Annotated in this window: 25 protein-coding genes and 1 riboswitch; of the genes, 14 read left to right on the top strand and 11 right to left on the bottom strand. The window is 57.6% G+C overall.

What is annotated here, in order from left to right:
- Positions 1-35: 35 nt before the first annotated feature.
- Genes glyS through HW561_RS03505 form a run of 3 tightly spaced genes read right to left on the bottom strand, consistent with a single transcriptional unit; the run spans position 36 to position 4,158 of the window.
- Entirely contained in the window at positions 36-2,402 is a 2,367-nt protein-coding gene (glyS, locus tag HW561_RS03515; RefSeq protein ID WP_176861820.1) for a glycine--tRNA ligase subunit beta, read from the bottom strand.
- A 9-nt stretch (positions 2,403-2,411) separates the two neighbouring features.
- Positions 2,412-3,623 (bottom strand): sodium/glutamate symporter, encoded by a 1,212-nt coding sequence (gene gltS / locus HW561_RS03510; protein WP_176861819.1) that lies wholly within the window; start codon positions 3,621-3,623, stop codon positions 2,412-2,414.
- A gap of 10 nt (positions 3,624-3,633) precedes the next feature.
- Positions 3,634-4,158, bottom strand: coding sequence for a DUF6446 family protein (locus HW561_RS03505; protein ID WP_176861818.1), 525 nt, complete (start codon positions 4,156-4,158; stop codon positions 3,634-3,636).
- A gap of 91 nt (positions 4,159-4,249) precedes the next feature.
- On the opposite strand from HW561_RS03505, the gene HW561_RS03500 reads away from it, so the two are divergent.
- Positions 4,250-4,882 carry a MarC family protein gene (locus tag HW561_RS03500; protein ID WP_176861817.1) on the top strand — a complete coding sequence of 211 codons (633 nt, stop codon included), beginning with the start codon at positions 4,250-4,252 and terminating at the stop codon, positions 4,880-4,882.
- An 8-nt stretch (positions 4,883-4,890) separates the two neighbouring features.
- On the opposite strand, the gene HW561_RS03495 is transcribed toward HW561_RS03500, so the two are convergent.
- On the bottom strand, positions 4,891-5,820 hold the full coding sequence (locus HW561_RS03495; RefSeq protein WP_176861816.1) for a glycine--tRNA ligase subunit alpha: 930 nt from the start codon (positions 5,818-5,820) through the stop codon (positions 4,891-4,893).
- Between the two features lie 206 nt (positions 5,821-6,026).
- Between HW561_RS03495 and HW561_RS03490 the strand changes: the two genes are divergently transcribed.
- On the top strand, positions 6,027-7,766 hold the full coding sequence (locus tag HW561_RS03490) for a serine protease (RefSeq protein WP_176861815.1): 1,740 nt from the start codon (positions 6,027-6,029) through the stop codon (positions 7,764-7,766).
- A gap of 60 nt (positions 7,767-7,826) precedes the next feature.
- On the opposite strand, the gene HW561_RS03485 is transcribed toward HW561_RS03490, so the two are convergent.
- Positions 7,827-9,401: a thiamine pyrophosphate-binding protein gene (locus tag HW561_RS03485; protein WP_176861814.1), complete on the bottom strand. Its 1,575-nt coding sequence runs from the start codon at positions 9,399-9,401 to the stop codon at positions 7,827-7,829.
- Entirely contained in the window at positions 9,401-10,849 is a 1,449-nt protein-coding gene (locus HW561_RS03480; protein ID WP_176861813.1) for a TrkH family potassium uptake protein, read from the bottom strand. Before HW561_RS03480 ends, HW561_RS03485 begins: the two co-directional genes overlap by 1 nt.
- Before the next feature lie 311 nt (positions 10,850-11,160).
- Here HW561_RS03480 and HW561_RS03475 point away from each other — a divergent pair, with 311 nt between their 5' ends.
- On the top strand, positions 11,161-11,550 hold the full coding sequence (locus HW561_RS03475; protein ID WP_176861812.1) for a hypothetical protein: 390 nt from the start codon (positions 11,161-11,163) through the stop codon (positions 11,548-11,550).
- A 340-nt stretch (positions 11,551-11,890) separates the two neighbouring features.
- On the opposite strand, the gene folE2 is transcribed toward HW561_RS03475, so the two are convergent.
- Both folE2 and metZ read right to left on the bottom strand, forming a co-directional pair.
- On the bottom strand, positions 11,891-12,994 hold the full coding sequence (gene folE2, locus HW561_RS03470) for a GTP cyclohydrolase FolE2 (protein ID WP_176861811.1): 1,104 nt from the start codon (positions 12,992-12,994) through the stop codon (positions 11,891-11,893).
- 250 nt (positions 12,995-13,244) lie between these two features.
- A complete protein-coding gene (metZ, locus tag HW561_RS03465) occupies positions 13,245-14,435 on the bottom strand; it encodes an O-succinylhomoserine sulfhydrylase (protein ID WP_176861810.1) in 1,191 nt (396 codons plus the stop codon).
- A gap of 67 nt (positions 14,436-14,502) precedes the next feature.
- A riboswitch (SAM riboswitch) is annotated at positions 14,503-14,580 on the bottom strand.
- A 122-nt stretch (positions 14,581-14,702) separates the two neighbouring features.
- Here metZ and HW561_RS03460 point away from each other — a divergent pair.
- Together HW561_RS03460 and HW561_RS03455 are read left to right on the top strand one after the other, a co-directional pair.
- Positions 14,703-15,401 (top strand): glutathione S-transferase N-terminal domain-containing protein, encoded by a 699-nt coding sequence (locus HW561_RS03460; protein WP_176861809.1) that lies wholly within the window; start codon positions 14,703-14,705, stop codon positions 15,399-15,401.
- Between the two features lie 63 nt (positions 15,402-15,464).
- Positions 15,465-16,298: a creatininase family protein gene (locus HW561_RS03455; protein WP_176861808.1), complete on the top strand. Its 834-nt coding sequence runs from the start codon at positions 15,465-15,467 to the stop codon at positions 16,296-16,298.
- Positions 16,299-16,347: 49 nt separating this feature from the next.
- On the opposite strand, the gene HW561_RS03450 is transcribed toward HW561_RS03455, so the two are convergent.
- Positions 16,348-16,719: an OB-fold nucleic acid binding domain-containing protein gene (locus HW561_RS03450; protein ID WP_176861807.1), complete on the bottom strand. Its 372-nt coding sequence runs from the start codon at positions 16,717-16,719 to the stop codon at positions 16,348-16,350.
- A 127-nt stretch (positions 16,720-16,846) separates the two neighbouring features.
- On the opposite strand from HW561_RS03450, the gene HW561_RS03445 reads away from it, so the two are divergent.
- Positions 16,847-17,170 carry a 2Fe-2S iron-sulfur cluster-binding protein gene (locus HW561_RS03445; RefSeq protein ID WP_176861806.1) on the top strand — a complete coding sequence of 108 codons (324 nt, stop codon included), beginning with the start codon at positions 16,847-16,849 and terminating at the stop codon, positions 17,168-17,170.
- Complete coding sequence (locus HW561_RS03440) at positions 17,170-17,973, top strand: FG-GAP repeat domain-containing protein (RefSeq protein WP_176861805.1); 804 nt, start codon at positions 17,170-17,172, stop codon at positions 17,971-17,973. Before HW561_RS03445 ends, HW561_RS03440 begins: the two co-directional genes overlap by 1 nt.
- Positions 17,974-18,063: 90 nt before the next feature.
- Here the strand turns inward: HW561_RS03440 and purD are convergent, their stop codons facing one another.
- Positions 18,064-19,326, bottom strand: a complete 1,263-nt coding sequence (gene purD, locus HW561_RS03435) for a phosphoribosylamine--glycine ligase (RefSeq protein WP_176861804.1) — start codon at positions 19,324-19,326, stop codon at positions 18,064-18,066.
- A 76-nt stretch (positions 19,327-19,402) separates the two neighbouring features.
- Here purD and xseA point away from each other — a divergent pair, with 76 nt between their 5' ends.
- Both xseA and HW561_RS03425 read left to right on the top strand, forming a co-directional pair.
- Positions 19,403-20,887: an exodeoxyribonuclease VII large subunit gene (gene xseA, locus HW561_RS03430; RefSeq protein WP_176861803.1), complete on the top strand. Its 1,485-nt coding sequence runs from the start codon at positions 19,403-19,405 to the stop codon at positions 20,885-20,887.
- A gap of 3 nt (positions 20,888-20,890) precedes the next feature.
- Entirely contained in the window at positions 20,891-21,532 is a 642-nt protein-coding gene (locus HW561_RS03425; RefSeq protein ID WP_176861802.1) for a glutathione S-transferase family protein, read from the top strand.
- A 7-nt stretch (positions 21,533-21,539) separates the two neighbouring features.
- Here HW561_RS03425 and HW561_RS03420 read toward each other — a convergent pair whose 3' ends face one another.
- Positions 21,540-21,935, bottom strand: coding sequence for a hypothetical protein (locus HW561_RS03420; protein ID WP_176861801.1), 396 nt, complete (start codon positions 21,933-21,935; stop codon positions 21,540-21,542).
- 153 nt (positions 21,936-22,088) lie between these two features.
- On the opposite strand from HW561_RS03420, the gene HW561_RS03415 reads away from it, so the two are divergent.
- The 5 genes from HW561_RS03415 to HW561_RS03395 all read left to right on the top strand — a co-directional run bounded on the left by HW561_RS03415 (position 22,089) and on the right by HW561_RS03395 (position 26,344).
- The gene (locus HW561_RS03415; protein WP_176861800.1) at positions 22,089-22,727 is read left to right on the top strand and encodes a lysoplasmalogenase; all 639 of its coding nucleotides are present in this window, start codon (positions 22,089-22,091) and stop codon (positions 22,725-22,727) included.
- Positions 22,728-22,785: 58 nt separating this feature from the next.
- On the top strand, positions 22,786-23,928 hold the full coding sequence (gene ftsY, locus HW561_RS03410; RefSeq protein ID WP_176861799.1) for a signal recognition particle-docking protein FtsY: 1,143 nt from the start codon (positions 22,786-22,788) through the stop codon (positions 23,926-23,928).
- A gap of 84 nt (positions 23,929-24,012) precedes the next feature.
- Entirely contained in the window at positions 24,013-24,915 is a 903-nt protein-coding gene (locus tag HW561_RS03405) for an EamA family transporter (protein WP_176861798.1), read from the top strand.
- 17 nt (positions 24,916-24,932) lie between these two features.
- Positions 24,933-25,538 carry an inner membrane-spanning protein YciB gene (locus HW561_RS03400; protein ID WP_176861797.1) on the top strand — a complete coding sequence of 202 codons (606 nt, stop codon included), beginning with the start codon at positions 24,933-24,935 and terminating at the stop codon, positions 25,536-25,538.
- Between the two features lie 137 nt (positions 25,539-25,675).
- Positions 25,676-26,344, top strand: coding sequence for a Crp/Fnr family transcriptional regulator (locus HW561_RS03395; RefSeq protein ID WP_176861796.1), 669 nt, complete (start codon positions 25,676-25,678; stop codon positions 26,342-26,344).
- Positions 26,345-26,839 lie beyond the last annotated feature (495 nt).

The raw sequence follows: 26,839 nt of genomic DNA, 5'->3' as shown, positions 1-26,839 counted from the left end.
GCGTTCTGGACGCGCTTTGACACGCGCCCGGACGATCAACCTTCGATTTTGGTCAGGTCTGCAACGCTCGAGCAGATCTGCCGGATCTGGCTGAGCAGGTTCAGACGGTTGCGGCGCAGGATGTCATTGTCGGTGTTGACCTGAACATCCTCAAAGAAGGCATCAACCGGCCCGCGCAGCGCGGCCATGGCGGACATGGCAGCGGGGAAATCCTCGGATTTCAACGCCGGATCGATCTGAGCCTGTGCCGCGTCCAAAGCAGCAAACAACGCCTTTTCGCTATCCGACTCAGCAAATTTCACATCCGCACCATAGGAGTATTCGACCCCATCCTTTTCTTCAGCCTGAGACAGGATGTTGTTGGCGCGCTTGAAGCCCTGAACAAGGTTTTTGCCATCTTCCGTGGTCATGACGGTGTTCAGCGCCCGAGCACGTTTGACCAGCAGGTTGAGGTCGTCATTGCCGTCCATCGCGATACAGGCATCGATGATATCGTGGCGGATGCCCTCGTCGCGGAGGAAAGTTTTGAGGCGGTCGTGGAAGAAGGAGAGGAGGTCATTTTGCTTTTCGACAAATCCTCTAGGAGTCACGGCAGACCAAGGCATATACGATGTTTCTGCACGAGCCCGTGCACTACTGTTGAAGGATGAATACGGCCAGCCAAATTCGTCCTTATACATACCAACTACTCGATCTGCATCTGGCATCGCTTTTGTGTTGACCGTTTCATCCTTTGGCTGCCAGTTCAGCGGCGAAGGGGTCCACCCTTCCGCCCGCGAGAATGCAAATTCGAAGGCTGCGCTTACATCCCGTTTGCTCGCATTCTCATCAACATAAATCTGCATTTCTCGGACGTAGGACAGTTCTGGTTCTTGCCCGATTTCGATGGCTTTGTTGACAACTTCTCCAATCGACAGATTTAGCTCATTCTCTAACACCAACCGAATAACACCTAACGCTGCACGACGCAAAGCAAACGGGTCTTTCGAACCTGTCGGCTTCTCATCAATCGCCCAAAACCCGGTCAGCGTATCCAGTTTGTCCGCCAGCGCCACGGTCACTGACAGCGGCGCGGTCGGCCCGTCGTCTGATGGACCCAGCGGCGAGTAATGCTCTTGCGCGACCGCAGCCACGGTGGCATCTTCGCCTGCAGCCTCGATGTAATACCGCCCCATAAGTCCCTGAAGTTCGGGAAATTCATAGACCATCTCGGAGTTCAAATCAGCCTTGGCCAGACGCGCGGCTTTCTCGGCCTGATCGGCATCGGCACCCGTCACCGGCGCCAGTTCGCGGGCCAGTGCGGCGATGCGGTCGATCCGTTCCGCCTGCGTGCCCAGTTTGTTGTGAAAGGTCACATTCTCCAGCGCGCGGGTCCATTGGGCGATGTCCGATTTGGCCACGCGCAGGTCGTTCTGCCAGAAGAATTTCGCATCGGCCAGACGCGCCGAAAGCACCTTTTGGTTCCCGGCCAGAATGGTCGCGCCATTATCCGCAGTCTCGCGGTTGGCAACGGTAATAAAGCGTTCGATCCGGCCCGTCTTGGGATTGCGCACCGAGAAGAACTTCTGATGCTCCTTCATCGAGGTTTGCAGCACTTCGGGTGGCAGTTCCAAAAACTCAGCATCGATCTGCCCCATTAGCACAACAGGCCATTCGACCAGCCCTGCGACCTCAGCCAGCAGGCCCTTGTCATCCACCACTTCCAGACCGGCGGCAAAGGCCATGTTCTGGGCATCGTTCCAGATATGCTCGGCGCGTTCACTGGGCGACAGCACCACAAAGGCGCGTTTCAGCTTGGCGGCGTAATCCTCGAACGAGGTGACAGAAATCCGGTTCGGGGCCATGAAACGGTGGCCCTCGGTGGTGTCTCCGGTCTTGATGCCTGCGATCTCCATCGGAACCACTTGCGCGCCCGCCTCATCCGTCAGAATGCACAGGATCGAGTGCAGCGGGCGCACCCAGCGCATGGTTCCATTGCCCCAACGCATCGATTTGGGCCACGGGAAGTTGCGGATCGTCGCCTCTAGCACTTCGGCCACAATCTCAGCCGCCGGGCGGCCCGGCTTTTCGATGGTGGCGAAATAGATCGCGCCTTTGGGCGTATCGCGTTCCTCAAGCTGATCGCGAGTCAGACCGGCACCGCGCAAAAAGCCGTCGATGGCCTTATCAGGAGCGCCAACCTTGGGACCCTTACGTTCCTCGCGAATGGTAGGGCTTTCGGCCAACAGCCCCTCAACCGCCAGCGTCAGGCGGCGCGGCGTGGTCAGGGCGGCGGCATTGGCATAGGTCAGGCCAGCCTCGACCAATCCGTCGGTAATCCGCTTTTTCAGGTCTTCACCAGCGCGGGTCTGCATGCGCGCGGGGATTTCCTCGGAAAACAGTTCGATCAGCAGGTCGGGCATTTTCAGTCCTTAGAAATTAACGATCATCTGGATGACGATGGCATTGGCGATATCCACAAAGAATGCGGATACAAGGGGGAGTACGATAAAGGCAATAGGCGACGGCCCATATCGCTTGGTTACGGCGGTCATATTGGCGATAGCGGTCGGCGTCGCCCCCAGTGCAAAACCCCCAAACCCGGCTGACAATACGGCGGCGCGGTAGTTCGACCCCATCAGCGGGAACAATACCCACAGTACAAAGGCCACGGCAAACAGGGTCTGTGCGGTCATGATGACGGCAATGGCCATGCCCAGCTCGGCAATGGTCCAAAGCTGCAGGCTCATCAGTGACATGGCCAGAAATGCGCCCAGTGCAAATTCCGAGATCAGTGCCAGCGCCGGTGTGCGCGACACCGCTGGGGCCGAAGGGGCAAGCATCATGCGCAAATTGCCGATCACGATGCCCATGATCAGACAGGGAACGAATAGCGGCAGCTTGAGACCGGCGGCGCTGATCGCTTCGCTGAGCATGTAGCCAAAGATGATAGCCATATTCAGATACAACAGGACCCGCATGATGGTTAGATGATCGATCGCGGCAGGGTTATCCGAGGTATCCTCGGGCACACCTATCGTGTGTTCTTCATCCGGACGGCTGGGGTTCAGACTCCGCCCTTCGATCAACAGCCGCGCAATCGGACCGCCGACTAGGGCCGCCAGCACCAGACCCAGCGTTGCGACGGCAACACCCAGTTCGGTCGCGCCCTGCAATCCGGTGGCCTGTGCCACTTCGGGTGCCCAAGCGATGGCAGTACCATGCCCGCCAATCAACGCTGCCGAGCCAAACAGAACGCCCGCCTTCGCCGGATAGCCAAATAATGCGGCGCCTGCGGCCCCGATCATGTTCTGCGCCACAATCGTGACAAGCGTCAGAACAAGGAGGATCAACAGGGTCTTTCCGCCTGCAATCAAATCGGACAAACGCGCATTCAGGCCAATCCCCGCAAAGAACAGAACCAGCAGGAAATCCCGCGCGCTTAGCTCGAATGACAGTTCAATTCCGAACAACAGATAGAGAGCCAAAACGGCTAACGACGCCAGCAATCCGCCGGTCACCGGTTCGGGAATGTTGAAGTTGCGCAAAACGGCAACGCGGGCGTTGATCCCGGCCCCCAAAAGGTAGACGGCAAACCCCAGAGTGGCAGTCAGAAAGGCAGGGATCTCAAGCGTGTATCCCATCTCTGCCTCCTCAGTTTTGCGGCCGGGGCGGGCATTCTTCGCCCACAACAGTGCCATCATAGGCCTTTTCGCCGCAATTGTTCAGCGCGTGCCAGACATAACCTTTACCGTCCTGTGTAACAGCCACGATGCGGTCGACACCATAATGAACGTTCTTGACCCCCATGAAGGCCTGCGCCTGTCCGGAATTCAACGCCTCGGCCAGTGAGGCGGCATCATAGCAGTCAAACCAGCCCGGCGCGGTCAGCGGTTCGGGATTTTCGACGGTTATGTAGGTCTCTGCCAGTCGCGCTGGCATCAAATCGGTTTCGAAACACGCGCGATACCGGATCGGAGAGCTATCCGCATCAATCGCCCGGAACGCGGAATACGCAACGGGTACAGGCGATTCGGCGTCTTTGGCCTGCAGCGTCACATCCTCGCCCGGTTGCGCGACCACATCATAGTAAAACCCGTAGACCTGCGTGTAATACATGCCTGCGCCCGCCACCACGGCAGACAGGACAAGTATGATAGCCAGCAGTTTTCCCATCATTGTTTGCACATCCTGTTCATGCGACCTCTTCCCTGCTTCGAGAAAATAGGACAGGTTCCAACCTGTCACAGGATGAAACGAGGTTATTGGAATGGAATCGACCTTCGCAGTCGGATTTTTTGGCGCACTGTTTGCGATCATGAATCCGATCACAAACCTGCCGGTTTTCCTGAGTGTTACGCAGAACCTTTCGGCGGCGGACCAGAAAAAAATCGCCATGAAAACGGCACTCTACTGCCTGATCCTTGGGAGTGCTTTTGCGGCCGTCGGCAGTCAGACACTGGGCCTGTTCGGTATCAGCGTGGATGATTTGCGCGTCGCAGGTGGGCTGGTCGTTCTGATGATCGGACTGAACATGTTGAACGGTAACGAAAGCACCTCGCATCACGGGACGGATGGCGAAAAGAAATCCTACCCCGAACCGGATACCGTCGCCTTTTATCCGCTGGCATTTCCGATTCTCGTCGGTCCCGGTACGATCACGACGCTGATACTGTACGCGCATCACATTACCAAACCTGTTGAGGCCATTGTTTACGCAGGCGTATTTCTGTTCGTGGTATCGTTGCTTCTGATCACTTTTTGGAATGCAGCCTGGCTGGCCCAGCGGCTTTCGGTCAATGCGCGCGTGATCATGAGCCGCTTTATGGGCATGATCTTGTCGGCCATCGCGATCAGCATGATTGCAGACGGGCTTAAGGCGTTGTTGCCGGGTTTGGCTTAGGCGCCCCATTAGGCCTCGAACCCGGCGGCCTCGGTCTGAACGAACGCATCCGCGCATTGCTTGGCCAGCGCCCGCACCCGGCCGATATAGGCCTGACGTTCGGTCACCGAGATCACGCCACGCGCATCCAGCAGGTTGAAGATATGGCTGGCCTTGATGCACTGATCATAAGCGGGATGTGCCATGATGATGCGTTTTCCGGTTTTTGGGTCGTCATGCGCCTGCCCCAGAACGACGGCACATTCGGCCTCGGCCTCTTCGAAGTGACGCAGCAGAACTTCGGTGTTGGCCACGTCGAAATTCCAGCGGGCATATTCTTCTTCGGTTTGCTTGAAGATATCCCCATAGGTTAGCGGACTGGGCGATTGCGGATCGTTGAAGGGCATATCCATCACATGATCGATGCCCAACACATACATCGCCAGACGCTCCAGACCGTAAGTCAGCTCGCCGGACACCGGAGTACAATCATGCCCTCCGACTTGCTGGAAATAGGTGAACTGGCTGACTTCCATCCCGTCGCACCACACTTCCCAGCCCAGCCCCCACGCACCCAGCGTCGGGCTTTCCCAGTCATCCTCGACAAAGCGGATATCGTGCAAGTCCATGTCGATACCGATGGCTCGAAGCGAACCCAGATACAGCTCTTGCAGATCCGGTGGGCTGGGTTTGATCAGAACCTGGTACTGATAATAGTGCTGCAACCGGTTCGGGTTTTCGCCATACCGCCCGTCGGTTGGACGGCGCGAAGGTTGCACATAGGCCGCGGCCCATGCCTTGGACCCCAGCGCGCGCAGGGTCGTTGCCGGGTGGAACGTCCCTGCCCCAACTTCCATGTCATAGGGCTGCAGGATGGCGCATCCTTTCGAGGCCCAGTAGGCCTGAAGCCGCAAGATGATCTCTTGAAAAGAACGAGGTGCGCTGGACGGTTCGGTCATGACATTCCCTTTGGGCGCGGCGGCACCCGGTTCCGGTCGGTTTTGCCCTTCCTATGCAAGGGGCCAAGGGGCGTCAACGGGCCAATGGCCTGATGCTGTAACTGCGCGGCCACACCCGAAATTCCCCGTATTCGCGCCATGGCTTTCGGAGTCTGAAATCGCGTACTCTGCGCCAAAGCACCAATACCGCATAAAACGGGCAGAAAATGACACGTGTACTAACGGCAATTCTATTGTTTCTCTTCTTTGGCCTGCGCGCCGCAACCGCCCAACAGGATCAGGGCGTCTGGGTCCAGGTCGAGGCACAGCCTTCGTTGCGCAAAGCGCAAGACCGGGCTCAGGCCTATGCCAATGTCCTGCCCGACGTGAACGGGTTTCGTCTGAACAGCGGCTGGTACGCGATCGTCATCGGCCCCTACCTGCGCAGCGACGCCGAGCAAGTGTTGCGCGTCTACCGAGCCGAAGGCCAAATTCCGGCGGACAGCTTCATTGCGTTCTCAAGCGCGCTGGGACAACAGTTCTGGCCGATCGGAGCAAATGTTCTGGACCGGGGCGTGATTACGCCTCCGGTCGAACCCGAGGTGCAACCGGAACAGACCTTGTCGGGGCTGACACCACAAAGCTCGGATGAAACCCGCTCGGAGGCCTTACAAAACGAGCGTTTATTGACCGCGCAGGAACGCAAGAACCTGCAGACCGCACTGCAGGCCGCAGGGTTCTACAATTCCACAATCGATGGCGCATTCGGACAGGGCACACGCCGGTCGATGGGCGACTGGCAGCGGTTCAACGGCTATGAGCCGACCGGCGTTCTGACCACCGCGCAGCGCAAGGCGTTGTTGGATGACTTCAACGCCCCCCTGATCAGTGTCGGGATGGAACGCTACACGGACGAACAGGCCGGGATCGCGTTGGACATGCCGCTGGGCGCCGTCAAATTCGACCGCTACGAAGCACCCTTTGCGCATTTCGACAGCGCTTCAGACCTAGGAGCAAAGGCGATATTGATCAGCCAAGACGGCAGCAAATCCACGCTGCGTGCGCTGTATGACGTGATGCAATCGCTGGAAATCGTGCCGCTGGACGGCCCACGTGAGCTGCGCGGGGATCGGTTTACCCTGGAAGGGCGCGGCAATGGCATCGTGTCCTACACCCAGGCCACGTTGAAGGACGGCAAGATCAAGGGCTTTACACTGGTTTGGCCTGAAGAGGATGAAGCACGGCGGAAACGCGTTCTAGCCGCCATGTCATCCAGCTTTACCATCACCGAGGCTGTACTGGACTCGGGCGCCGGTGCAAATGCCGACCAGCGGATCGACCTTGTCTCGGGCCTTCAGGTGCGCAAGCCGCGCCTGTCGCGGTCCGGCTTTTTTGCCGACGCCAGCGGTGCGGTTTTGACCGTTTCAGAAGCTGCCGATAGCTGTACACGGGTAACCCTTGACGGCGATCAGGAGGTTCAAGTGGCCTGGACTGATGCTGACCTGGGTATCTCGGTCCTGCTGCCAAGCCAGACACTGTCCCCAATGAGTGTGGCTGAGTTCAGCGCGAACCAACCCCGCATTCAATCCGAAGTGGCCGTGTCGGGCTTTTCGTATCAGGGCGCTTTGGGTGCTCCGACGTTGACCTACGGGCAAATTGCCGACGTCCGGGGTCTGAACGGCGAAGAGGGTGTCAAACGTCTGGCCCTGAATGCGCAACCGGGTGATGCCGGTGGTCCCGTATTCGACGACAGCGGCAATGTGGTGGGGATGTTGCTGCCCACTCCGTCCGAGGGCCGCACCCTGCCCGATTCAGTCAGCTTGTCGGCCACGGTGGATCGGTTGACCGAAATTCTGACCCAAGCCGGCGTTTCCGGCCAATCGGCTCAGGAGACGGCGCAAATCTCACCCAATGAGTTGAACCGCAGGGCGACCGGAATGACCGTTTTGGTTCATTGCTGGGATTGAGCAAATTTCCAAATCAAACAAAAAGCGCCGCAATTTTCTGCGGCGCTTTTTTATAGTCGGTTACAGAATATCCGGCGTCACTCTGATCAGGGTCGGAACCGGCGCCTCAAAAGCGGTTCGAACAGCCGCCTGCATCTCTTCCAGATTGCCCGGTGCAGCGGACAACGCCCCAAACGCCTCGGCCAGTTTGCAGAAATCGGGGTTGCGCGCCACAACCGCGTTCGGGGCGATCTGACCCCGCACCATGCTGTCCTCAATCTCTTTCAGCTTACCGTTGTCCCAAAGGATAATCGGCAAGGATAAACCAAGTTCAACCGCGACACCCAATTCCTGCATCGTGTAGTGGAATCCATAATCCCCGACAATCACCGCTGTCGGCTTACCCCGTCGCGCAACCGCGCCGCCAATCCCGGCCGGCAGACCATACCCCAACGTCCCGAATCCGGTGGGATGATGCCAGTGATGTGGATAAGCCATGTCCCAAACTTCTTTGGCGACATAGGCGAATTGGGTCATGTCCGAATAGATCATGGTCTCGGCTGGCAATGCGGCGCGCAATGCGTCTGCGACAGGCACGATGCCGGGCCGTTCTGCGTCCACCTCGGCGCGCCAGCGAGCACGAGCCTCGGCCACCTCGTCAGGCGTCCATCCGGTGGCTGGTTTCACATTTTCAGTTTCTTCCCACAAGGCACGGGCAAAGCTTGCACTATCGGCCTGCAATTTAACGGCGGCGCGGTGATGGTCCGACAGTACCTCTGGGTCCAGATCAACGCGGACCAGATTGGCCGTATGGCCAAGGTCACGACGCCACAGATCAACCTCACCCAGCTCGGCCCCGACCGCAATGACCAGATCCGCCGAGGCGATCACATCGGCGCTGCCCGGGCGCGGGAGCATCGATCCGAAATCCAAAGCATAGTTCGCCCCGGCCATTCCGCGCCCGGCATAGGTTGTAAAACAAGCCGCCCCAAGCTGCGTCAGAATCTGCCGCCAATCGTTTGACCGGCACCCCCCACCCAGAATGAACAAAGGTCTGCGCGCGATATTCAGCAACGATACGACAGGCCCGACATCGGGCGGCAACGCTTTTGTGCGCAACGCGGGTTGATTAGGGAAGGGCGCCGGGTCGGCGTCGGCCTCCAACTGGGCTATGGGCACCTGAATACACTTGGGACGCGGGCGCGAAAGCTCGAACTCTTCAAACGCACGCTCAACCAAACCATATGCCGCCTCGGCAGTGTTGGCTTGCACGGACCAGTCAGTCACGGTTTCGGCGGCAGCACGCTGATCCTTCATCTGGTGCAATTGCCCGCGCTGCGCTTGCGTCTCGTCCAGACAAGACGACAGAACCAGCATCGGCACAGAGTCAGTGTACGCCTGCCCCATCGGTGTCATGATATTACACAAGCCCGGTCCGGTGATTACGTAAGCCACGCCCGGCTTACCCGTGGCGCGAGCATAGCCATCGGCCATAAATCCGGCTCCCTGCTCGTGCCGGGCCAGAACGTGGGTGATCCCGGCCTCTTCGATGCCGCGATACATTTCTTGATTGTGCACACCGGGAATGCCAAAGATCACATCAACGCCCCGATCCCTAAGCATGTGCGAGATTTGCGCACCAAGGGGTCTTTTCATTAGCCTCTCCAGAATTGAACGGTAAAGATTGCGTAGACGGCCAGCAATTCAAGGCGGCCAACCAGCATGCCGAGCGTCAGCAGCCATTTCGCGGTGTCATTCAAACCGGCGAAATTGCCCGCAGGCCCGATCTGGCCCCCCAGACCGGGGCCGACATTGGCCAATGCCGTCGCGGCGCCGGACACCGATGTGATGAAATCCAGCCCCGTCAAGGCCAGCGCCCAGGACAGAACGCCCATCGTTACGACGAAGAACATGAAGAAACTCATGACCGAGGTCAGCACGTCCCGGCCAACCGGCCTCCCGTCATAAAGCGGCATAAACACACCGTGTGGGGATCTGATCCGCCGGATCTGAGTTTTGATTGAGGCGAACAGCAGCTGATACCGGAAAACCTTGATGGAACACGCGGTTGATCCCGCGCATCCGCCAATGAGGCCAATCAGAAAAAACAGCATGATCGGAAAGCTGCCCCAGCCCATGTAATCAACACTGGCGTATCCCGTCCCCGAAATGATCGAGGTGATATTGAACAGGGATTCGCGGAACGCCTGTTCCCAATGATGTGGAAAGACCGAGGTCAGAAAGATCGACATGATCACCACCAGCACCAGAATAGTCGCCAAAAACGCGCGAATCTGGCTGTCCCGTAGCAGAGAACCGGTATGACCATTGGCCAATTGGACATATCGTACAAAGGGCAAGGCCGCCATAATCATGAAAACCGAAGCCGCGTATTCAGCCGGTCCCGAAAAGGTTCCGAACGAGGCGTCATAGTTTGAAAACCCGCCGGTTGAAATCGTCGTCAGCGCATGTACCAGCGCATCAAAAAAGCTCATGCCAAATCCGGCATAAACCAAAGCGCATACAAACGTCAAAAATACGTAGATTAGGGAAATCTGCCCGGCAATCTCTTGTGCGCGAGGCAGAATTTTCCCCATGGTCTCAAAACCTTCGGACCGGAATATCTGCATACCACCCACGCGGAGCTCCGGCAGGAACACCATGGCCACGACAATGATACCGATACCGCCCAACCATTGCAGAATTCCGCGCCACAACAACAATCCCTGCGGCAGCGCATCCAGCCCTGAAATCACAGTCGAGCCTGTGGTTGTCAGGCCCGACATCGCCTCAAAATAGGCATCGACAAAGCGCAGTTCGGTTTCACCGAACAGAAAGGGGATCGCACCAAACACAGGTAGTGCCACCCAGACACCGGTGGTCAGCAAAAAGGTTTGCCGAATGGTCAGCCCCTCGCCTACCCCGTTCGAGCAGCTCATCGCCAGAACCGTGCCGGTCAGCACGGTTATGATCGCGCTTTCCAGAAAGACGTGCCATTCGCCCCGGCCCTCGATCATGTCCGCAAGCATAGGCAGCAGCATGGTCGCCCCAAGAATGGCGACCAGTAAGCCAATTACATATCCGACCGGGCGTAGATCCATCATGACGCGCAGCGTTGGCGCGGCAACCCGACGGTGTCAAGCGGGTGTTCCGAGATTACTTCTCAGATTTGGCAGTCGCCTTGGGCATTACAGGTGGTCTGGCCGGCGCGCGCGTGCGGCGCATTTGTGGTTTGACCTGTTCGGAGGGTGCAGGGTTTTGCGGCTTATCGGCCTGAGTCGTTTTATTCGATGCCGAAGGAGGCGTCCGGGACGCGGGCTTTGCTTGCTCTACAACAGTTTCGGGTGTTGCCGATGTTTTAGGTTTGGCAGCTGTAGTCGCCTTTGCAGGAGATGATTTCTGAGGTGTCGATGTCGTGACTTTGACTGCAGACGCAACAGGCACCTCAGCAGGTTTGGTTTGCGGTTTGACAGCGGTCATGGGCTTCACACCAGTCGTTGGCTTCGCCTCAGTCTTGGCAACTGGCGTTGCAGCAACGCGTGGCTTGGCCGAAAAATCTGCGACAGATTTGGCCTTTGACTTCACAGCCACAGTTTTAGCCACAGGCTTTTTCGCGGCCGGCGCAGCTTTGACGACGCTCGGTTTTGTCCGTTTTGCGGCGGGTTTGGGTTTTACGGACGATTTTTCAGGCGCAGGCGCTGGAACGGACGCAGCCGCGTGCAAGGCATGGATCGGGGCCATCGGCAGCTCGATCGCCGTACGGGCCATGATCTGCATGATCTTCATCTGGCTCACCATCGTGTAACCTGCCACACGAAAAGCAGCAGCCTGAAGCTCCAGCGGTTGGGAAATCAAATTCATTACTTGTCTCTCCTATAAATGCGATGCAGCCAGGAAATTAAGAGTGTAACGCCCTGCCCGCGCCGATCACTCGGACGGATTTTGAGGTTTTGCAGTCCAAGGCGTGGCACGTCTCGGCTTCCTTTCGGGGCAGCACACCTAATCTGGACGCAGGAGTGCCGCAGCTGCATTCCCCTTCACGTTAACGCAATATATGCGCGCATGCAGCATTAATGCTGCATTGCGGCAATAAGGCGCTGACACGCCAAATCAGCGATTAAGTTTAATCGCTTACGACGCGTGATTTATCCGACGTGGAATAATGTCGTGAACAGGCGCGGATCCAGACTGGAGGTTGCAAAGGTAGGACCCTCGGTCAGAATCGACACGGCATCGTGACTATGCAGACTTTCCTGATGGCTCGCGATAACCCGGAAATCACCCACATGATGATCGGCCAGAAGCTCAGCGCAGAACAGCCGCGCGGCATCTTCGACAAAGATAGGGTTGGCCGCATTCAGCTCGGCAAAGGCCTGTTCATCCTCGCGCTTCACCATAACCTGGGTTTCCGTCGGCACTGCGCGGCGGCACAGAGCGATCAGATCCTCGAACCACAGGCAATCCGCATCGCAATCCACGGCAACCGAAATTCGCGCCACCGACCGTTGCGAATGCGGCGTTGCCAACTGTCCACGCATAGACCGCGCATGCTCGCTGAGTTCAAGCGAGCACGGACAGGTCGATGAATACACATAGTCCAGATGCATGATCTTCTGACGCACGCCATTCTGTTCGACCAGTTCCAGCGCGATATCGTAATACTGATACCCCTCCAGCCCCGAGCGCAGGCTTTTTACTCTGTCCGGATAGGAAAAGCGCATCTGAATGCGGGCATCAAAGCTGTCCAGATCGGTCATGTAATCGTTCAGCGCTGCCTCGATCACTTCGAAACTGAAGGTACGCTCGGCATGTTTGTAGAACGACCGCATGATACGGGACATGTTGATGCCCTTTTTCTCGGCCTCCAGACTGACAGTTCCGGTAATCGAGGTTTCCAGCGTCAGGTCATCGCCGTCTTTGCGGTGAAACCGGATCGGCAGGCGGAAATTCGAGATACCAACATGCTGAATCTGTTGCTTGGCCCCACGGATCAGGCTGGACGGGCCGTTCTGCAAATCCGGCAGGGACGCACGATAGGCCGTGTCTACGGCAAAATCCTCGGGGTAGTCGCGTGACAGCGATGGATAGTTCACAGGCGCAAGCCCGGGCACCAAACGGGCCACGGCGGGGTCAAGCTGACTGATCTCGGACTCGGAAGCGGACTGCGCCCAATGCCTCAGAACCTTGAGGGCAGCGGCAGCCTCTTCACGGTCCGGGGGTTCGTCAATGTCGCGCGGGTGAACGTTCATTGGCTGGGGTTCCTTGGTTGGTCGTCCGAATATATACGACTGCAGTTCTTTTTCCAGTCTAACCCTATACGTGTGCAATAGCAGCCCGGATCGAAGAAACGCGGCGCAAAACCGTCACCTGACAAGGGAAAACGTCCTTCCCGGCGGAAATACGCCGCAGATTCCCTTTGGACACATTCTTGATTTCGGCCGACGTACCAATAGTCGCCCTTAGCCCCGAAACGGTCCCGCCGCATCGGGGTTCGGTGGCTTACTGCTGCGAAACGTCCAGAGCCTGCTGAATATCAGCCAACAGATCACCGGCATCCTCCAGACCGATGGACAGGCGGATCAGACCGGGGGTGATGCCCAATTCGTCCTTCTGTTCATCGCTCAGACGTTGGTGCGTTGTCGTAGCAGGATGGGTTGCGATCGACTTTGCATCCCCCAGGTTGTTTGAAATCACGGGGATGGTCATGGCGTTCAGGAACGCAAAGGCCGCGTCCTTTCCACCCTTGATATCCAGCGACAGAACCGTTCCACCTTTGCCCCCCAACTGCGCCTGAACAAGATCGTTCTGCGCATGGGTTTTCAGGCCCGGATACAACGTACGCTCCAGCGCGGCATGTCCTTCCAGTGATTCCGCAATCGTCTGTGCTGTATTGGCTTGCGCATTGACCCGCAGAGCCATCGTTTCCAGCCCTTTGAGCATGATCCACGCGTTGAACGGGCTCAGCGCACCGCCGGTGTGTTTCAGGTAAGGCTCGACGGTGCCGCGAATGAAGTCCTTTGTGCCGATGATGATCCCGCCCAACGCGCGTCCCTGACCATCGATATGTTTGGTGGCCGAATAGATGACGACATCGGCCCCCTGTTCAATCGCGCGCGAAAACACCGGGGTTGAAAACACATTGTCCACAACGACCACTGCGCCAACCGCATGGGCCAGATCAGCCACAGCAGCGATATCGATTACTTCCAGAGTCGGGTTCGACATGGATTCAAAAAACACTGCCTTGGTGTCAGGCCGCAGCGCTGCCTTCCACTGATCCAGATCGGTCCCGTCGACAAATGTAACCTCAACGCCATAGCGGCTCAGGATGTTTTCGAGGATGTACAGGCAAGACCCAAACAGAGCCTTGGCCGAAACAACGTGGTCTCCAGCCTTCAACATCGAGACCAGCGCACCATTGACAGCAGCCATGCCCGAGGCCGTAGCAAACGCATCTTCCCCACCTTCCAACGCTGCAATGCGCTGTTCGAACATCGACACGGTAGGATTGCCGTAACGGGCATAGATGAACTCATCCGGACCGCATTCAATAAACCGGGCCTCGGCCTGTTCGGCAGTGTCATAGACGAAGCCTTGCGTCAGAAAGATGGCCTCGCTTACTTCGTTATATTGGCTGCGACGGATGCCGCCATGGACGGCTTGGGTGCGTTTGTTCCAGCTCTCGCTCATGTCATTCCTTTCGGCCCCGAATATCGGGGCGCACATCAAAAAAACCCCAGACGCGGTCAAGCGAAAGGGGCCTTTCATCCTGACCTTTTAGCGGTGTTGTTTAGCGTGGCCCGCAATCCGGTAACAAATCGCCACGTAGCTCTACCCAAGCCCTTACGCCTAGGCCCCTGAATCGTCAAGCCCGGCGGGGTGTCTGTCACGCTTTCGTAACCACCTCTTGCCGATCCGTCAGAATACCGCATGATCCCCGCAACGCACGGAGGACACATGGCGAACCCGATTGATCTGTATTTCTGGCCTACACCAAACGGCTGGAAGGCGTCCATTGCGCTGGAAGAGATGGATCTGCCTTACACCACACATCTGATCAACATCGGTAAGGGTGACCAGTTCGACCCCGAATTCCTGAAGATCGCCCCGAACAACAGGATGCCTGCCATCGTCGATCCAGATGGGCCAGATGGCGCACCCATTTCCGTATTCGAAAGCGGCGCAATCCTGATGTATCTGGCGCGTAAGACCGACCGATTCTATGGCAAGACCGAGCGTGACCGGATCGCAATCGAGGAATGGTTGATGTGGCAGATGGGCGGTGTTGGCCCGATGGCCGGTCAGGCGCATCACTTCTTGAAATACGCGCCGCAACTGGACCCACCGCAAGACTTACCTTACCCCAAGGATCGCTACCGGTCCGAGGTCGGGCGTCTTTATCGCGTCTTGGACCAAAGGTTGGCGGAAAACGAGTATGTTGCCGGAGATTTCTACTCGATCGCTGACATGTCGATCTGGGGTTGGGCCAGTCTGTGGGAAGGTCAGCAACAAGTGCTGGAGGACAAACCCCACTTTACCCGTTGGCTGGAAACCGTGAGCGCCCGTCCCGGCGTGCAGGCAGGTCGTGCACTACATGCCGAACTGCGCGGAGATCACCGGGACAAGCAGGCACAGGGGGTTTTGTTTAAGCGGTGACTGATCCACAGATCAGTGATCTACTAAGTTTTAACCGCAAGGAAAGATCGGAAAGGATTTTGCGTGCGCCGATTTTTGTGCAGCAGGAATGTTTGGGTCTTTTGTCTGGCAGGATTTGCCTTCGCAACACTGAACTATTTCCAGGCCGCATCCGCCACGTTCCGCCCTAAACAGCTGTTTTTGGAAGAGATGACCTGGCCAGAAGTTCATGCTGCGCTTGAAGCGGGATACAGGACAGTCATCATTCCGACCGGTGGTACAGAGCAGAATGGGCCTCACGCAGTTCTGGGAAAACACAACTTTGTTGTAGCGCATACGAGCGCACAAATTGCCGAAAGATTGGGGGGCACCCTGATCGCCCCGGTTATTGCGTATGTGCCCGAAGGCGACTTTGGCGCGTCACCCACTGGCCATATGCAATGGCCTGGAACCATTTCCCTACCAGGTCCGATCTTTGAGCAGCTGCTCGAAGCGACGATCCGAAGCTTTGCACTACATGGGTTTGATGAGATTCTTCTGATCGGAGACAGCGGAGGAAATCAGGCCGCCCAATCTCGTGTTGCCGCCGCAATGAATCTTGAATTTGCGCCTTCTGGTATCGCCGTGCAGCACATTTCCGATTATTATGACAATAACGGGCAGATCGCATATCTCGAAAGTTTAGGGTTCGATAAAGAGCAGATCGGAACACATGCCGGGCTTCGTGACACGTCCGAACTCTTCTTTGTCAAACCAGATGAGGCAAACCGCATTCCTCTGCCTATCCCCTCGGGGTGGAACTCGGGATTTAATGGCCGTCCTGATCTGGCAACCTCAGAAATTGGCGAAGCTCTGATCCTGCTAAAGATTGAGGTCGCGTTGACGCAGATTCACCGTCTTCGAGACGCAGGCCAATAAGTCGCTTAACCAGTTTTCCAAAGATAGGCGCGAATTTCTGCAGCGTGCCCTACCCCTCTGCCCGCACCAGCACATCCAGCATGCCTGAAATATCCTCGATCTCTTCCGCGATCACATGGGTCACTGAATGCGCGCGCTGCATCCGGCCTGTCACCCGCAACAGACGCCCTGAAATCACCGCGCGGCGGAAGCGTTCGTAGATCTTGCGCCAGACCACCACGTTCACGATGCCAGTCTCATCCTCAAGCGTGACAAAGATCACCCCCTTGGCCGTCCCCGGCCTCTGTCGCAGGATCACCAGCCCTGCCACCGTCACAAGCGCGCCCTCGGGTGCAACGTTCAGCTGGCCAGCAGGCAGGCAGGCGGGCGGGCGCGGCCAGCTGCGGTTTGAGGTTACAGAGCGAGCAGGAGTAACGAACATGAGAACAAAAATAGAACAAAGTAAAGGAAAGTCCAGAGGCGGCGCGATGAGTCGCAAATGAGGCTGGAAAGACCTAATTGCCTTGACTAAGGAAGAATTTGAACATCGCAGAAGGAAGACGCACGCAATGGCAAAGATCACCTATGTCGAGCATGGCGGTACCGAACATATAGTCGACGTCGCCAACGGCCTGACCGTTATGGAAGGGGCCCGTGACAACAACATTCCCGGCATCGAGGCCGATTGCGGCGGCGCCTGTGCCTGCTCGACCTGCCATGTCTATATTCACCCTGACTGGGTCGAGAAAGTCCCCGCCAAGGATGACATGGAAGAGGACATGCTGGACTTTGCGTACGAGCCCGATCCTGCCCGCTCGCGCCTGACCTGCCAAATCAAGGTCACTGATGCGTTAGACGGCCTGGTCGTGCAGATGCCAGAAAAACAGATCTGATGCACCTCAAAGCGCCGCGCCTGCCCGACCGCCTATGGCAGCGCCGGGTACGCGGCGCGCTGCTGGGGTTGTGTACGTGGTTAGCCGGGAGTCTCTCCGCAGCGGCAGCCGATGTCATCATCTCGGCTCGCTATACCGAACCCACCACACGATATGCCCATGGCGTTTTGGGCGACGCTATCGAATATGGCGCGTTGGAGATCAGGGTTGAAGACACCTCGCCACAGCACAACACTTTTGCAACAGATCTACTCTACATACCGTCAATTCATACTGTGACCGTTCGTCTGCCATCGGACCGGGTGTTTGAAGATCTTATGCCCCGGCTGGTGGAAATCGATCAAAGTGGAATGCCCAAGGTGCTGGTGGTCGAAACGCAAGAAGACGCCGGTGCGCAGTTGGCAATTTACAACGCCCTCGGACATAAAATCGCCACCACCCCCCATATCGGCACCCGCAACCGCTGGCTCGCCCCTATTGGTGCCGCTGATCTGGACGGTGACGGCAATGTCGAGATCGCCTACATCGACCGTCCTCATCTGGCAAAAACCTTGCGTATCTGGCGCTTTGAGGATGGCAGTTTTAATGAAATCGCCACCTTGCACGGACTGACAAACCATCGGATTGGAGAAGATTTCATTACCGGCGGAATTCGGGATTGCGGAACCAGTCCGGAACTCATCGTCGCCAGCGCCGATTGGCAAAAAATTGTCAGCGTGCGCTACGACGGAGAGTGGAAGCAAACCCCACTCGCACGATTTTCGCACGGTGCAATCAAACGCGCACTGGCCTGTTCACCCTAAACCATCCGCAGCCCGCATCAGCGGGCTGCCCGGCCCAAGGTCTTTGGCGGCGCATCTGTGATGCGGCGTCAGGGCGCGGGAGGCTTTCGGTTAGAGCGCCCGCCAGCCAATGTCGCGACGAAAGAATCCCTCGGGCCAATCGACGTCGTCCACCATCGCATAGGCTCGGTCTCGCGCCTTCTGCAAGGTATCGCCGCGCGCTGTGACGTTCAGAACCCGTCCACCAGCGGCCTGCACCTGACCATCAACAGCTTTGGTCCCCGCATGAAAAACCATGTTACTGCTATCTTCAGGAAGGTCGTCCAGGCCGTTGATAACGGACCCTTTTTCGTAAAGGCCAGGATAACCTTTTGCGGCCATTACCACTGTCATCGCATGATCATCCGCCCATGCCACTTGCGTCTCGCTCAATCGACCCTCGGCTGCAGCATGCATCAGATCCAGAACTTGCGCCCCCAGACGCATCATCAAAACCTGACATTCCGGATCACCGAACCGGACATTGTATTCAACCAGCCTGGGCTGCCCGTCCTTGATCATCAGACCCGCATAGAGAATGCCCTGAAACGACATACCTCGACTCTTCATCTCGGCAATGGTTGGGCGGACGATTTCATCCATCGCACGGGATTCGATCTCGGCGCTCAAAACTGGGGCTGGGGAATACGCCCCCATCCCGCCGGTATTCGGGCCGGTATCGCCCTCACCCGCGCGCTTGTGGTCTTGCGCAGTGCCGATGGACAAAATATCTTCGCCGTCGCAGAGCACAAACAGGGACGCCTCTTCGCCATCCATGAATTCTTCGATGACGACTTCGGCCCCTGCTCCGCCGAAGGCACCGCCGAACATATCGTCGATGGCGTCCAAAGCGGTTTGCTCGTCCATCGCCACGATCACGCCTTTCCCGGCGGCCAGACCATCAGCCTTGACCACGATCGGAGCGCCCTGCTCGCGAATATAGGCCTTGGCTGGCTCGGCTTCGGTAAACCGCGCATAAGCAGCCGTAGATGCGCCTGAGGCGTCACAGATTTCCTTGGTGAAACTCTTCGACGCTTCCAGCCGCGCCGCTTCGGCCGACGGCCCAAACACCAGCACGCCCGCCTCGCGCAGCCGATCCCCGACACCTGCCGCCAGAGGGGCCTCGGGGCCGATGATCACAAAGTCGATGGCATTTTCTTCGGCAAAGCTGACCACGGCTCCACCGTTCTCGATATCCAGCGCCGCGCATTCCGCGATCCCTGCGATGCCCGCGTTGCCTGGTGCCACAATCAGGCGGTCGCATTTGGGGTTCTGCATCACTGCCCAGGCCAGGCTGTGCTCGCGCCCACCGCTGCCGAGAATGAGTATGTTCATGGGGTCGTCTCCGATCTGCTTGGCCTCGCCTTCGCGGCGTTCTAAGCTGGGTGGGCATTTGACACAAGGCGCCGAAATGTCCGACCTGCTTGACGACCCGCATCCGGGTCAAAATACCCCCGAATACTCCGTTTCCGAGATTTCGGGAGAGGTGAAGCGCACGCTTGAAGGCTCGTTCGGGCGAATCCGTGTGCGCGGTGAGGTCGGGCGCGTGTTTACGGCGCGGTCCGGGCATTTGTATTACGACGTCAAAGACGACCGAAACGTACTGGCCTGCACCACGTGGAAAGGTCAGGTATCCGGCTTGTCCGTTGTCCCTGAAGAAGGGTTGGAGGTCGTCGTAACCGGCCGCCTGACTGCATTTGGTGCGCAATCTAAGTACAACCTGAATGTCGACGAAGTCGCCGTCGCCGGACAAGGCGCGCTGATGGCGCTGCTGGAAAAACGCAAAAAGCAGCTGGAGGCCGAGGGTCTATTTGCACAGGAACGCAAAACACCCCTGCCGTATCTTCCCCAGATCATCGGCGTTGTGACATCGCCCTCGGGCGCGGTGATCCGGGACATCCTGCATCGCCTGCGTGACCGCTTTCCGCGCAAGGTGCTGATCTGGCCCGTAGCCGTACAGGGCGCGAACTGCGCCCCCGAGGTGACCCGCGCCATCGAAGGCTTCAACGCCATGACACCGGGCGGAGCGATGCCACGTCCGGATCTGATCATTGTCGCACGCGGTGGAGGCTCGATCGAGGACCTCTGGGGGTTCAACGAAGAAAGCGTTGCCCGCGCTGCGGGTGCCTCGGACATCCCCTTGATTTCGGCTGTCGGTCACGAGACGGACACGACCCTGATCGATTTTGTCTCGGATCGCCGCGCACCGACCCCCACTGCTGCGGCTGAACTGGCTGTTCCGGTGCGGATGGAGCTACTGGCCTGGACCGGAGAACAAGGCGCGCGTCTGTCGCGCGCCGCCACCGATGCAGTACAGCGCAGGTCTCAGCGCCTGCGCGACCTGTCGCGCGCCCTGCCTCGGGCCGAGACATTGCTGGACACGCCACGCCAGCGACTGGATCAAGTCTCGGAAAAGCTGCCAAGTGCCTTGATCCGGGGTGTCCAGAACCGGCGCGTCAAACTGCTGGACATGTCCGCCCATCTGCGCCCCTCGACCCTGCGTGGGTTGGTCGAAACGCGCCGCGACCGCTGGCGCAATCTGTCGTCTCGCCTATCCCTGCGTCCGATTCAGCGCGAACTGGAAACACGGCGCGAAACGTTGAACCGGCTGACAGATCGCCTCGACACGGCACAAACCACCCGGCTGGACCGGCTGCGCCAACAGCTTGAGGCCACGGATCGGCTCCGCGAAACGCTCAGTTATAAGGCGACGCTGGACCGGGGCTATGCGGTCGTTCGCGCCGAAGGCGAAGTGGTCACAACCAAATCTCAGGCTACCGGGCATGGAGTTCTGGAAATCGAATTCTCCGATGGTCGCCTGAAAACTGGCATATCTGGTAAAACACCTGCCAAGAAGCCCAGCCCGGACGCACCAGATCAGGGATCGTTGTTCTAGACCATGTTGAGAATCTGGGGCCGAAAAACATCATCCAATGTCCAGGCGTTGATGTGGTGTGTCGGTGAGCTTGGCTTGGAATATGAACGCCATGATGTGGGCCATCGATTCGGCGGGCTGGACACTGCAGAATTTCATAACCTGAACCCGAACCGGACCATTCCCGTATTGCAGGATGGTAAAAACCCGCCGCTTTGGGAAACCGGTCCGATCCTGAGGTATCTGGCCAATCAATACGGCGACGATACCTTCTGGCCCAAGGACCCTGTGCGCCGGGCTGCCGTGGATAAATGGGCCGAATGGGCGAAACTCAATGTCGCGATGGCATTCACCGCTCCGATCTTCTGGAGGGTCGTTCGTACTGCATCATCAGAGAGGGACGAGGTTGCCATCACACAAGCCATTGCAGCGCTTGAAAGCAAACTCAGGATCGCAAACAGCGTGCTGGCAAAAAGCGCATGTATCGCCGGGCCCGAGCTGACTCTGGCCGATGTTCAACTCGGCCATGTCCTTTTCCGCTACTACGACATTGATATTCCGCGCGCGCCTCTGCCCCATCTGCGCCGGTATTATGACGAGTTGACCGACAGGCCTGCCTTTCAGCAGCATGTGATGGTTGGCTATGATGAGCTTCGAGTGCCCTGATCAAGCGTCAGACACCGACTTCGGGCCCATAACACACCATTTCCTCGCCAATATCTCCGGCCTCATACAGTTCAGTTGCCTGCGGATCGCCCTCGAATTGAGCGATCAATCCGCCCCCCGAACGTGTAAACACCCAGCACTGCGGGTCCCGCCGGTCTTCGTAGATGAAACAGATCTGATTCTCGCGCTGGTACCAGATGCCTTCTTTGCACTTACCGTCCAGAAACGACCAGATCACCTTGCGGTTGGGCAAATAGCGTTCAACGCCGTACACCTGCCCCTCAAAGCCGTAAAACAGGGTTTTGCCGCGGGTGTAATCATCGAACTCTGCACCCGACAGTGGCGATTGCGCGGCAACCGCCTGCGCTGAAAGAACGAGGAGAATCAACAGAGGTTTGGACATGCCCGCATTCTGTCAGATGCGATTGGTCCGCGCCATTCAACCTTTAACGCGCTGCGATCACGACTGGGTAACTCCACGTCACTGCTTGAGTCATTTTCCCAACCCGGGTGACACTGCAGATGTGAGACATCGCTTGAACGACAGGGGCATGACATGACGACTATCCTTTTCTGGGCCGCCTTGATGTGCGCCGTGGCGTATTTGCCATTGACGGCACGTTCGGCCGGCACCGTTCGAACCGTGCTGAAAACAAGCTCTGTCGCGCTGTTGACCCTGATCGCATTGATCCAATCAGCACCATGGCTGTTGATCCTTGCGCTGGCCCTGTGCGCCCTTGGAGACGCCCTTCTGTCGCGCGAAACGGACAACACATTCATGGCCGGGATCGGCGCATTTGCCGCCGGGCACCTGGCTTATATCGGCCTATTCCTGACATATCCCGCCAGTGACCCGGCTCTGATCTTCGATGCGCCCGCAATAGTCTGGTCGCTTGTCATTTTGGGTATCATCATGGCGACACTTCTTGCGCCGCGTGCAGGGGATCTGAAAGGGCCTGTTCTGGCCTATATCCCGATCATCCTCGGCATGGGTGTGACCGTTTTGGCCCTGCCAGAAACCGGTGCCCTGCGCTGGGCTCTGCCTGCAGCAATCGCATTCATTGCATCCGACCTGATCCTTGCCACCGAAAAATTCCTGCTGCCCCCTGATCACCTGGCCCTGAAGCTCACGCCTTATCTGGTCTGGCCGCTGTACTGGGGTGCACAAGCCGGTTTCCTGATCGCCTTTTCGTGACCCTTTGCAACTGCCGCCAATCCGCATTAGGTGAGAGGAACATCTGCGGAGACTGAAAATGGCGTTTTTTTCCAAGCTGAAGGACAAGCTGTTCAAATCCTCATCGCGCCTCGAACAGGGGCTCGAGGCTATTGTCGAGGATGGCGGCGAGGAAACCCCAACGCCGGATCCGGTGATCCCGGAGCCTGAGCCCGAACCGCAACCAGTTCCCGAGGTCCCCGAACCGTCGCCTGTCCCACAACCAGTTGAAACACCTTCGCCAATTCCGGCCGACCCCACACCTGCACCACCACCGCCAGAAGTACCTGAGGCGAAGGGTTTGCTGGGACGCTTGTTCAGCCGTGGCGACGCCCCTAGCGAAATCCGCCGTACGCTGGACGATGACATGCTGGAACAGCTCGAAGAGCTACTGATCGCATCCGACATGGGGGTCGACACCGCCCTGCGCGTCACCGCCAACATGGCTGAGGGGCGCTATGGCCGTAAGCTCTCGACCCAGGAAATAAAACAACTGCTGGCGCAGGAAGTGGCCCGTGTAATGGATCCGGTCGCCAAACCCATGCCGATCTATGCTAAACGCCCACAAGTCGTTCTGGTCGTGGGCGTCAACGGGTCAGGTAAGACCACCACCATCGGCAAGCTTGCCAGCCAGTTCAAATCCGCCGGCAAAAAGGTGGTCATCGCCGCAGGCGACACCTTTCGCGCTGCGGCCGTCGAACAGTTGCAGGTCTGGGGGGATCGCGCGGGTGTGCCAGTCCTGACAGCGCCCGAAGGTTCTGATCCCGCCTCGCTGGCATTCGACGCCCTGACACGCGCGCAGGAAGACGGTGCGGATCTTTTGATGATCGACACCGCGGGTCGCTTGCAGAACCGGGCCGACCTGATGGAAGAACTCGCCAAGATCGTCCGCGTCATCCGCAAAGTCGACGACACAGCTCCGCACAACACTCTGCTGGTGCTGGACGCCACAACTGGCCAGAACGCGCTGAGTCAGGTGGAAACCTTCCGCAATCTGGCTGATGTGTCCGGCCTTGTGATGACCAAACTCGACGGTACGGCCAAAGGGGGTGTGCTGGTGGCGCTGGCGGATAAGTTTGGCCTGCCGATCCATGCCATCGGTGTCGGAGAACAGATCGACGACCTCGCCCCTTTTGATCCCGAAGAATTCGCCGCCGCCCTAACCGGTCTGGAACCGACCTGATCCGCCTTTCTGACAGAGTGTATACCTGAGCATCCGGGGTGTTGAGATCTTCCCGGCCTCCCCCACCCGCGAAAGACCTGAAATTTGAGCGACTGGCTGATCTCTCTGGAAGGAACCGAAGCTGGCCACGAGCTGGCCCTTGGCCTTGCTTTGATGGCGGCTTTTCTGCACGCAGTTTTCGGCGCGTTGCAAAAAGGACGCCACGATCCCTGGCTTTCGCGTGGCGCAATCGATGCCTGCTATTGCCTGATGGCGGCACCCTTCGCATTGTTCGTGGTTCCTTGGCCCGAGCCCTACATGTGGCCAATCTTTGCGACGATCTGGCTGATCCACATCGCCTATAAAACGTTGCAAGCCATGGCCTATACCAAAGGCTCATACACCGTGGTCTACCCCGTCGTACGCGGCACCGGGCCGCTATTCACCGTCATCGGGGCCTATCTGCTGTTCGGAGAGATTTTTACGGGCATCCAATGGTTCGGAGTCGCGGTCCTGCTGGCAGGCATTTTTGGACTTGCGGTCTACAATCTCCGTTTCCTCGAAACCAACCGCGAAACACTGGGGATCGCGCTTGCGCTAGCCATTGCCACCGGCTTGTTTGTCGCGCTCTACACCACCTACGACGCGTATGGCATCCGTGCCACGGCTGACCCGTTCACCTTTCTGGCCTGGTTCTTCATGATCGACGGAGCCACTATGCCGATCTACGCCTTCCTCAGATGGCGCGCCATGATCCATCGCCCGACCATCGGTCCGCTAATGCTGCGTGGCCTTGCAGGTGGCATCATCGCCCCCATGTCTTTCGGAGCAATCATGCTGGCCACCCGGTTGGATAAGGTAGGCGAAGCCGCCGTACTGCGCGAAACCTCAACGGTGTTTGCCGCCCTGATCGGGTGGCTGGTCCTGAAAGAAACCGTAGGCCCCAGACGCATCGCACTGATGGCATTGATTGCACTTGGCGCTGTAATAGTTGAAATGGGCGGATGAGCAGCAGGACGCACACTATGACAGACAAAAAAGACATCAACCCGTTTCTGAAACAAGCGCTGGAATTGGGCCCGCCCTTGGCGTTCTTCTTGATCTATCTGCGCCTGCGCGATGACAGCTTTCAGTTCGGCGGCACCGAGTATTCCGGCTTTATTGTCGCCACCATTATCTTCGTCCCTCTGATGTTGGGGGCGATGGGCATTCTCTGGTATCTGACGGGCAAGCTCAGCCGGATGCAAATTTTCACCGCTTTCATGGTCATTTTCTTCGGCGGCCTCACCGCTTGGTTTAACGACGAACGGTTTTTCAAGATGAAAACCACGCTGGTCTATGGGCTTTTTTCTGTCATCCTCGGGATCGGCCTGTTGCAGGGAAAATCCTATCTCGCCTATGTTCTGGATGAAATGCTGCCCATGCGCCACGAGGGATGGATGATCCTGACCCGCCGTCTGTGTGGCTGCTTCGCCGTTCTGGCCGTCGCCAATGAACTGGTCTGGCGAACGCTATCTACCGATCTTTGGGTCAAGATCGAAACCTTTGGCTTTCCGATTGCATTGATGGTGTTCCTGATGCTGCAGTTCAACCTGCTGCAAAGCTATATGGATGACCCTGACCACCAATAACGGTCGCATATCAGTCGAACAAATCAGCTTTCCATCCAATCAAATTCAGGAAATCTGGACAAAATCCTTGGCTTAGCGCCCAAGCTGTGAAAAATTAGGGCACCACTCACCATCTACATCCGGAGATCCGTGCCCGAATGACGGCATTCCCCACCAGCGGCTTCCTGTCCGAAGCGTCCGACGGGCTGAGAGAAATGCTTTCAGCGCAAGCGTCCGAGATTGCTTTGGACAAGGGTGAAACCTTGTTTGAGCAGGGCGATGAAGGCGATGCGCTTTACGCCATCTTGCAGGGTACGCTCGAAGTGTCGTTTCTGGCCATGAGCGGCAGAAAGCTGACACTGACCTTGATGCGTCCCGGAGAAGTCTTTGGCGAGATCGCCTTGTTTGACAGCGGCCCACGCACCGCAACAATTGCAGCCGCAGAGCCTTCTCAGGTTCTGCGCGTTCGTCGTAGGGACGTTATGGACCAGATCCGGCAACACCCTGATCTGGCTGTGGACATGGTCCGACTGGCCGGTTTGCGGATGCGCTGGATGGGGTCACAGCTGAACGAACAGGTCTTTCTACCAATGCCGATACGACTGGCACGCAAACTGTTGCACCTGTCCGAGTTGCAGGACGATCCGACCGAACGCATCACCCTGTCACAAAGCGAACTGGCTGAATTTGTCGGAGCAACGCGCGAGGCCGTGTCAAAAACGATTTCCATTTGGAAGCGCGACAATGTGGTCGAGGCGTCTCGGGGTGGCCTGATGATCCAGGATTTCGAAGCCCTGCAGGAACTGGCCGAGTCCGACCTCATCTGATCCGATGTGACTTGCTTCACATACAAACCACCCGCGCCTGACTAGGTTGATACCTGTTACCGTAGGAGGTCAGAGAATCATCCCCGATATCTGTCCACTGACCTCTCCCTGTATCTGAGCCATATGCCTTTAGGCGTATGGCTCAATTCTTTAGTACCCCTCTTCAATGACAACAGAAGCAAGTCGCCTGAAAGCTATCGGTGAGCCACAAAACCAATCGGGCAGGTAAATTCGATACCCCCAAAAGCACCTATAGCTACTCGCTGCTATCCGCGGCATTCGCCTTCCAGACAGGTTGAAAACTTGATGGAATAGAAGATGAAAGTGCAAGGTTGCGACATTTGTCGGGGCCATGCCACTGGTATCGTCGGTACAGGCTGACGGGCTGGACGGATTGAATTGACCTATCAACCGGGTTGATTTGGCGGGCCTGCCGTCGATGTAAAAGATGAATTACGTACCGAGGCCGAATATTATGGCGTGCTTGGGCTCGAC

Source organism: Ruegeria haliotis (genome assembly GCF_013377785.1).
Lineage (GTDB): Bacteria > Pseudomonadota > Alphaproteobacteria > Rhodobacterales > Rhodobacteraceae > Ruegeria > Ruegeria haliotis.
This window is presented reverse-complemented; position numbering and strand designations above follow the sequence as displayed.

Excerpts from the sequence above, each read along its gene's own strand:
- folE2 (WP_176861811.1), bottom strand. The coding sequence starts at position 12,994 with ATGAACGTTCACCCGCGCGACATTGACGAACCCCCGGACCGTGAAGAG.
- HW561_RS03440 (WP_176861805.1), top strand. The coding sequence starts at position 17,170 with ATGCACCTCAAAGCGCCGCGCCTGCCCGACCGCCTATGGCAGCGCCGG.
- HW561_RS03400 (WP_176861797.1), top strand. The coding sequence starts at position 24,933 with ATGACAGACAAAAAAGACATCAACCCGTTTCTGAAACAAGCGCTGGAA.
- HW561_RS03505 (WP_176861818.1), bottom strand. The coding sequence starts at position 4,158 with ATGATGGGAAAACTGCTGGCTATCATACTTGTCCTGTCTGCCGTGGTG.
- HW561_RS03450 (WP_176861807.1), bottom strand. The coding sequence starts at position 16,719 with ATGTTCGTTACTCCTGCTCGCTCTGTAACCTCAAACCGCAGCTGGCCG.
- HW561_RS03425 (WP_176861802.1), top strand. The coding sequence starts at position 20,891 with ATGTTGAGAATCTGGGGCCGAAAAACATCATCCAATGTCCAGGCGTTG.
- HW561_RS03415 (WP_176861800.1), top strand. The coding sequence starts at position 22,089 with ATGACGACTATCCTTTTCTGGGCCGCCTTGATGTGCGCCGTGGCGTAT.
- HW561_RS03460 (WP_176861809.1), top strand. The coding sequence starts at position 14,703 with ATGGCGAACCCGATTGATCTGTATTTCTGGCCTACACCAAACGGCTGG.
- metZ (WP_176861810.1), bottom strand. The coding sequence starts at position 14,435 with ATGAGCGAGAGCTGGAACAAACGCACCCAAGCCGTCCATGGCGGCATC.
- HW561_RS03500 (WP_176861817.1), top strand. The coding sequence starts at position 4,250 with ATGGAATCGACCTTCGCAGTCGGATTTTTTGGCGCACTGTTTGCGATC.
- gltS (WP_176861819.1), bottom strand. The coding sequence starts at position 3,623 with ATGGGATACACGCTTGAGATCCCTGCCTTTCTGACTGCCACTCTGGGG.
- ftsY (WP_176861799.1), top strand. The coding sequence starts at position 22,786 with ATGGCGTTTTTTTCCAAGCTGAAGGACAAGCTGTTCAAATCCTCATCG.
- HW561_RS03445 (WP_176861806.1), top strand. The coding sequence starts at position 16,847 with ATGGCAAAGATCACCTATGTCGAGCATGGCGGTACCGAACATATAGTC.
- HW561_RS03495 (WP_176861816.1), bottom strand. The coding sequence starts at position 5,820 with ATGACCGAACCGTCCAGCGCACCTCGTTCTTTTCAAGAGATCATCTTG.
- HW561_RS03490 (WP_176861815.1), top strand. The coding sequence starts at position 6,027 with ATGACACGTGTACTAACGGCAATTCTATTGTTTCTCTTCTTTGGCCTG.
- purD (WP_176861804.1), bottom strand. The coding sequence starts at position 19,326 with ATGAACATACTCATTCTCGGCAGCGGTGGGCGCGAGCACAGCCTGGCC.
- xseA (WP_176861803.1), top strand. The coding sequence starts at position 19,403 with ATGTCCGACCTGCTTGACGACCCGCATCCGGGTCAAAATACCCCCGAA.
- HW561_RS03485 (WP_176861814.1), bottom strand. The coding sequence starts at position 9,401 with ATGAAAAGACCCCTTGGTGCGCAAATCTCGCACATGCTTAGGGATCGG.
- HW561_RS03420 (WP_176861801.1), bottom strand. The coding sequence starts at position 21,935 with ATGTCCAAACCTCTGTTGATTCTCCTCGTTCTTTCAGCGCAGGCGGTT.
- glyS (WP_176861820.1), bottom strand. The coding sequence starts at position 2,402 with ATGCCCGACCTGCTGATCGAACTGTTTTCCGAGGAAATCCCCGCGCGC.
- HW561_RS03395 (WP_176861796.1), top strand. The coding sequence starts at position 25,676 with ATGACGGCATTCCCCACCAGCGGCTTCCTGTCCGAAGCGTCCGACGGG.
- HW561_RS03480 (WP_176861813.1), bottom strand. The coding sequence starts at position 10,849 with ATGATGGATCTACGCCCGGTCGGATATGTAATTGGCTTACTGGTCGCC.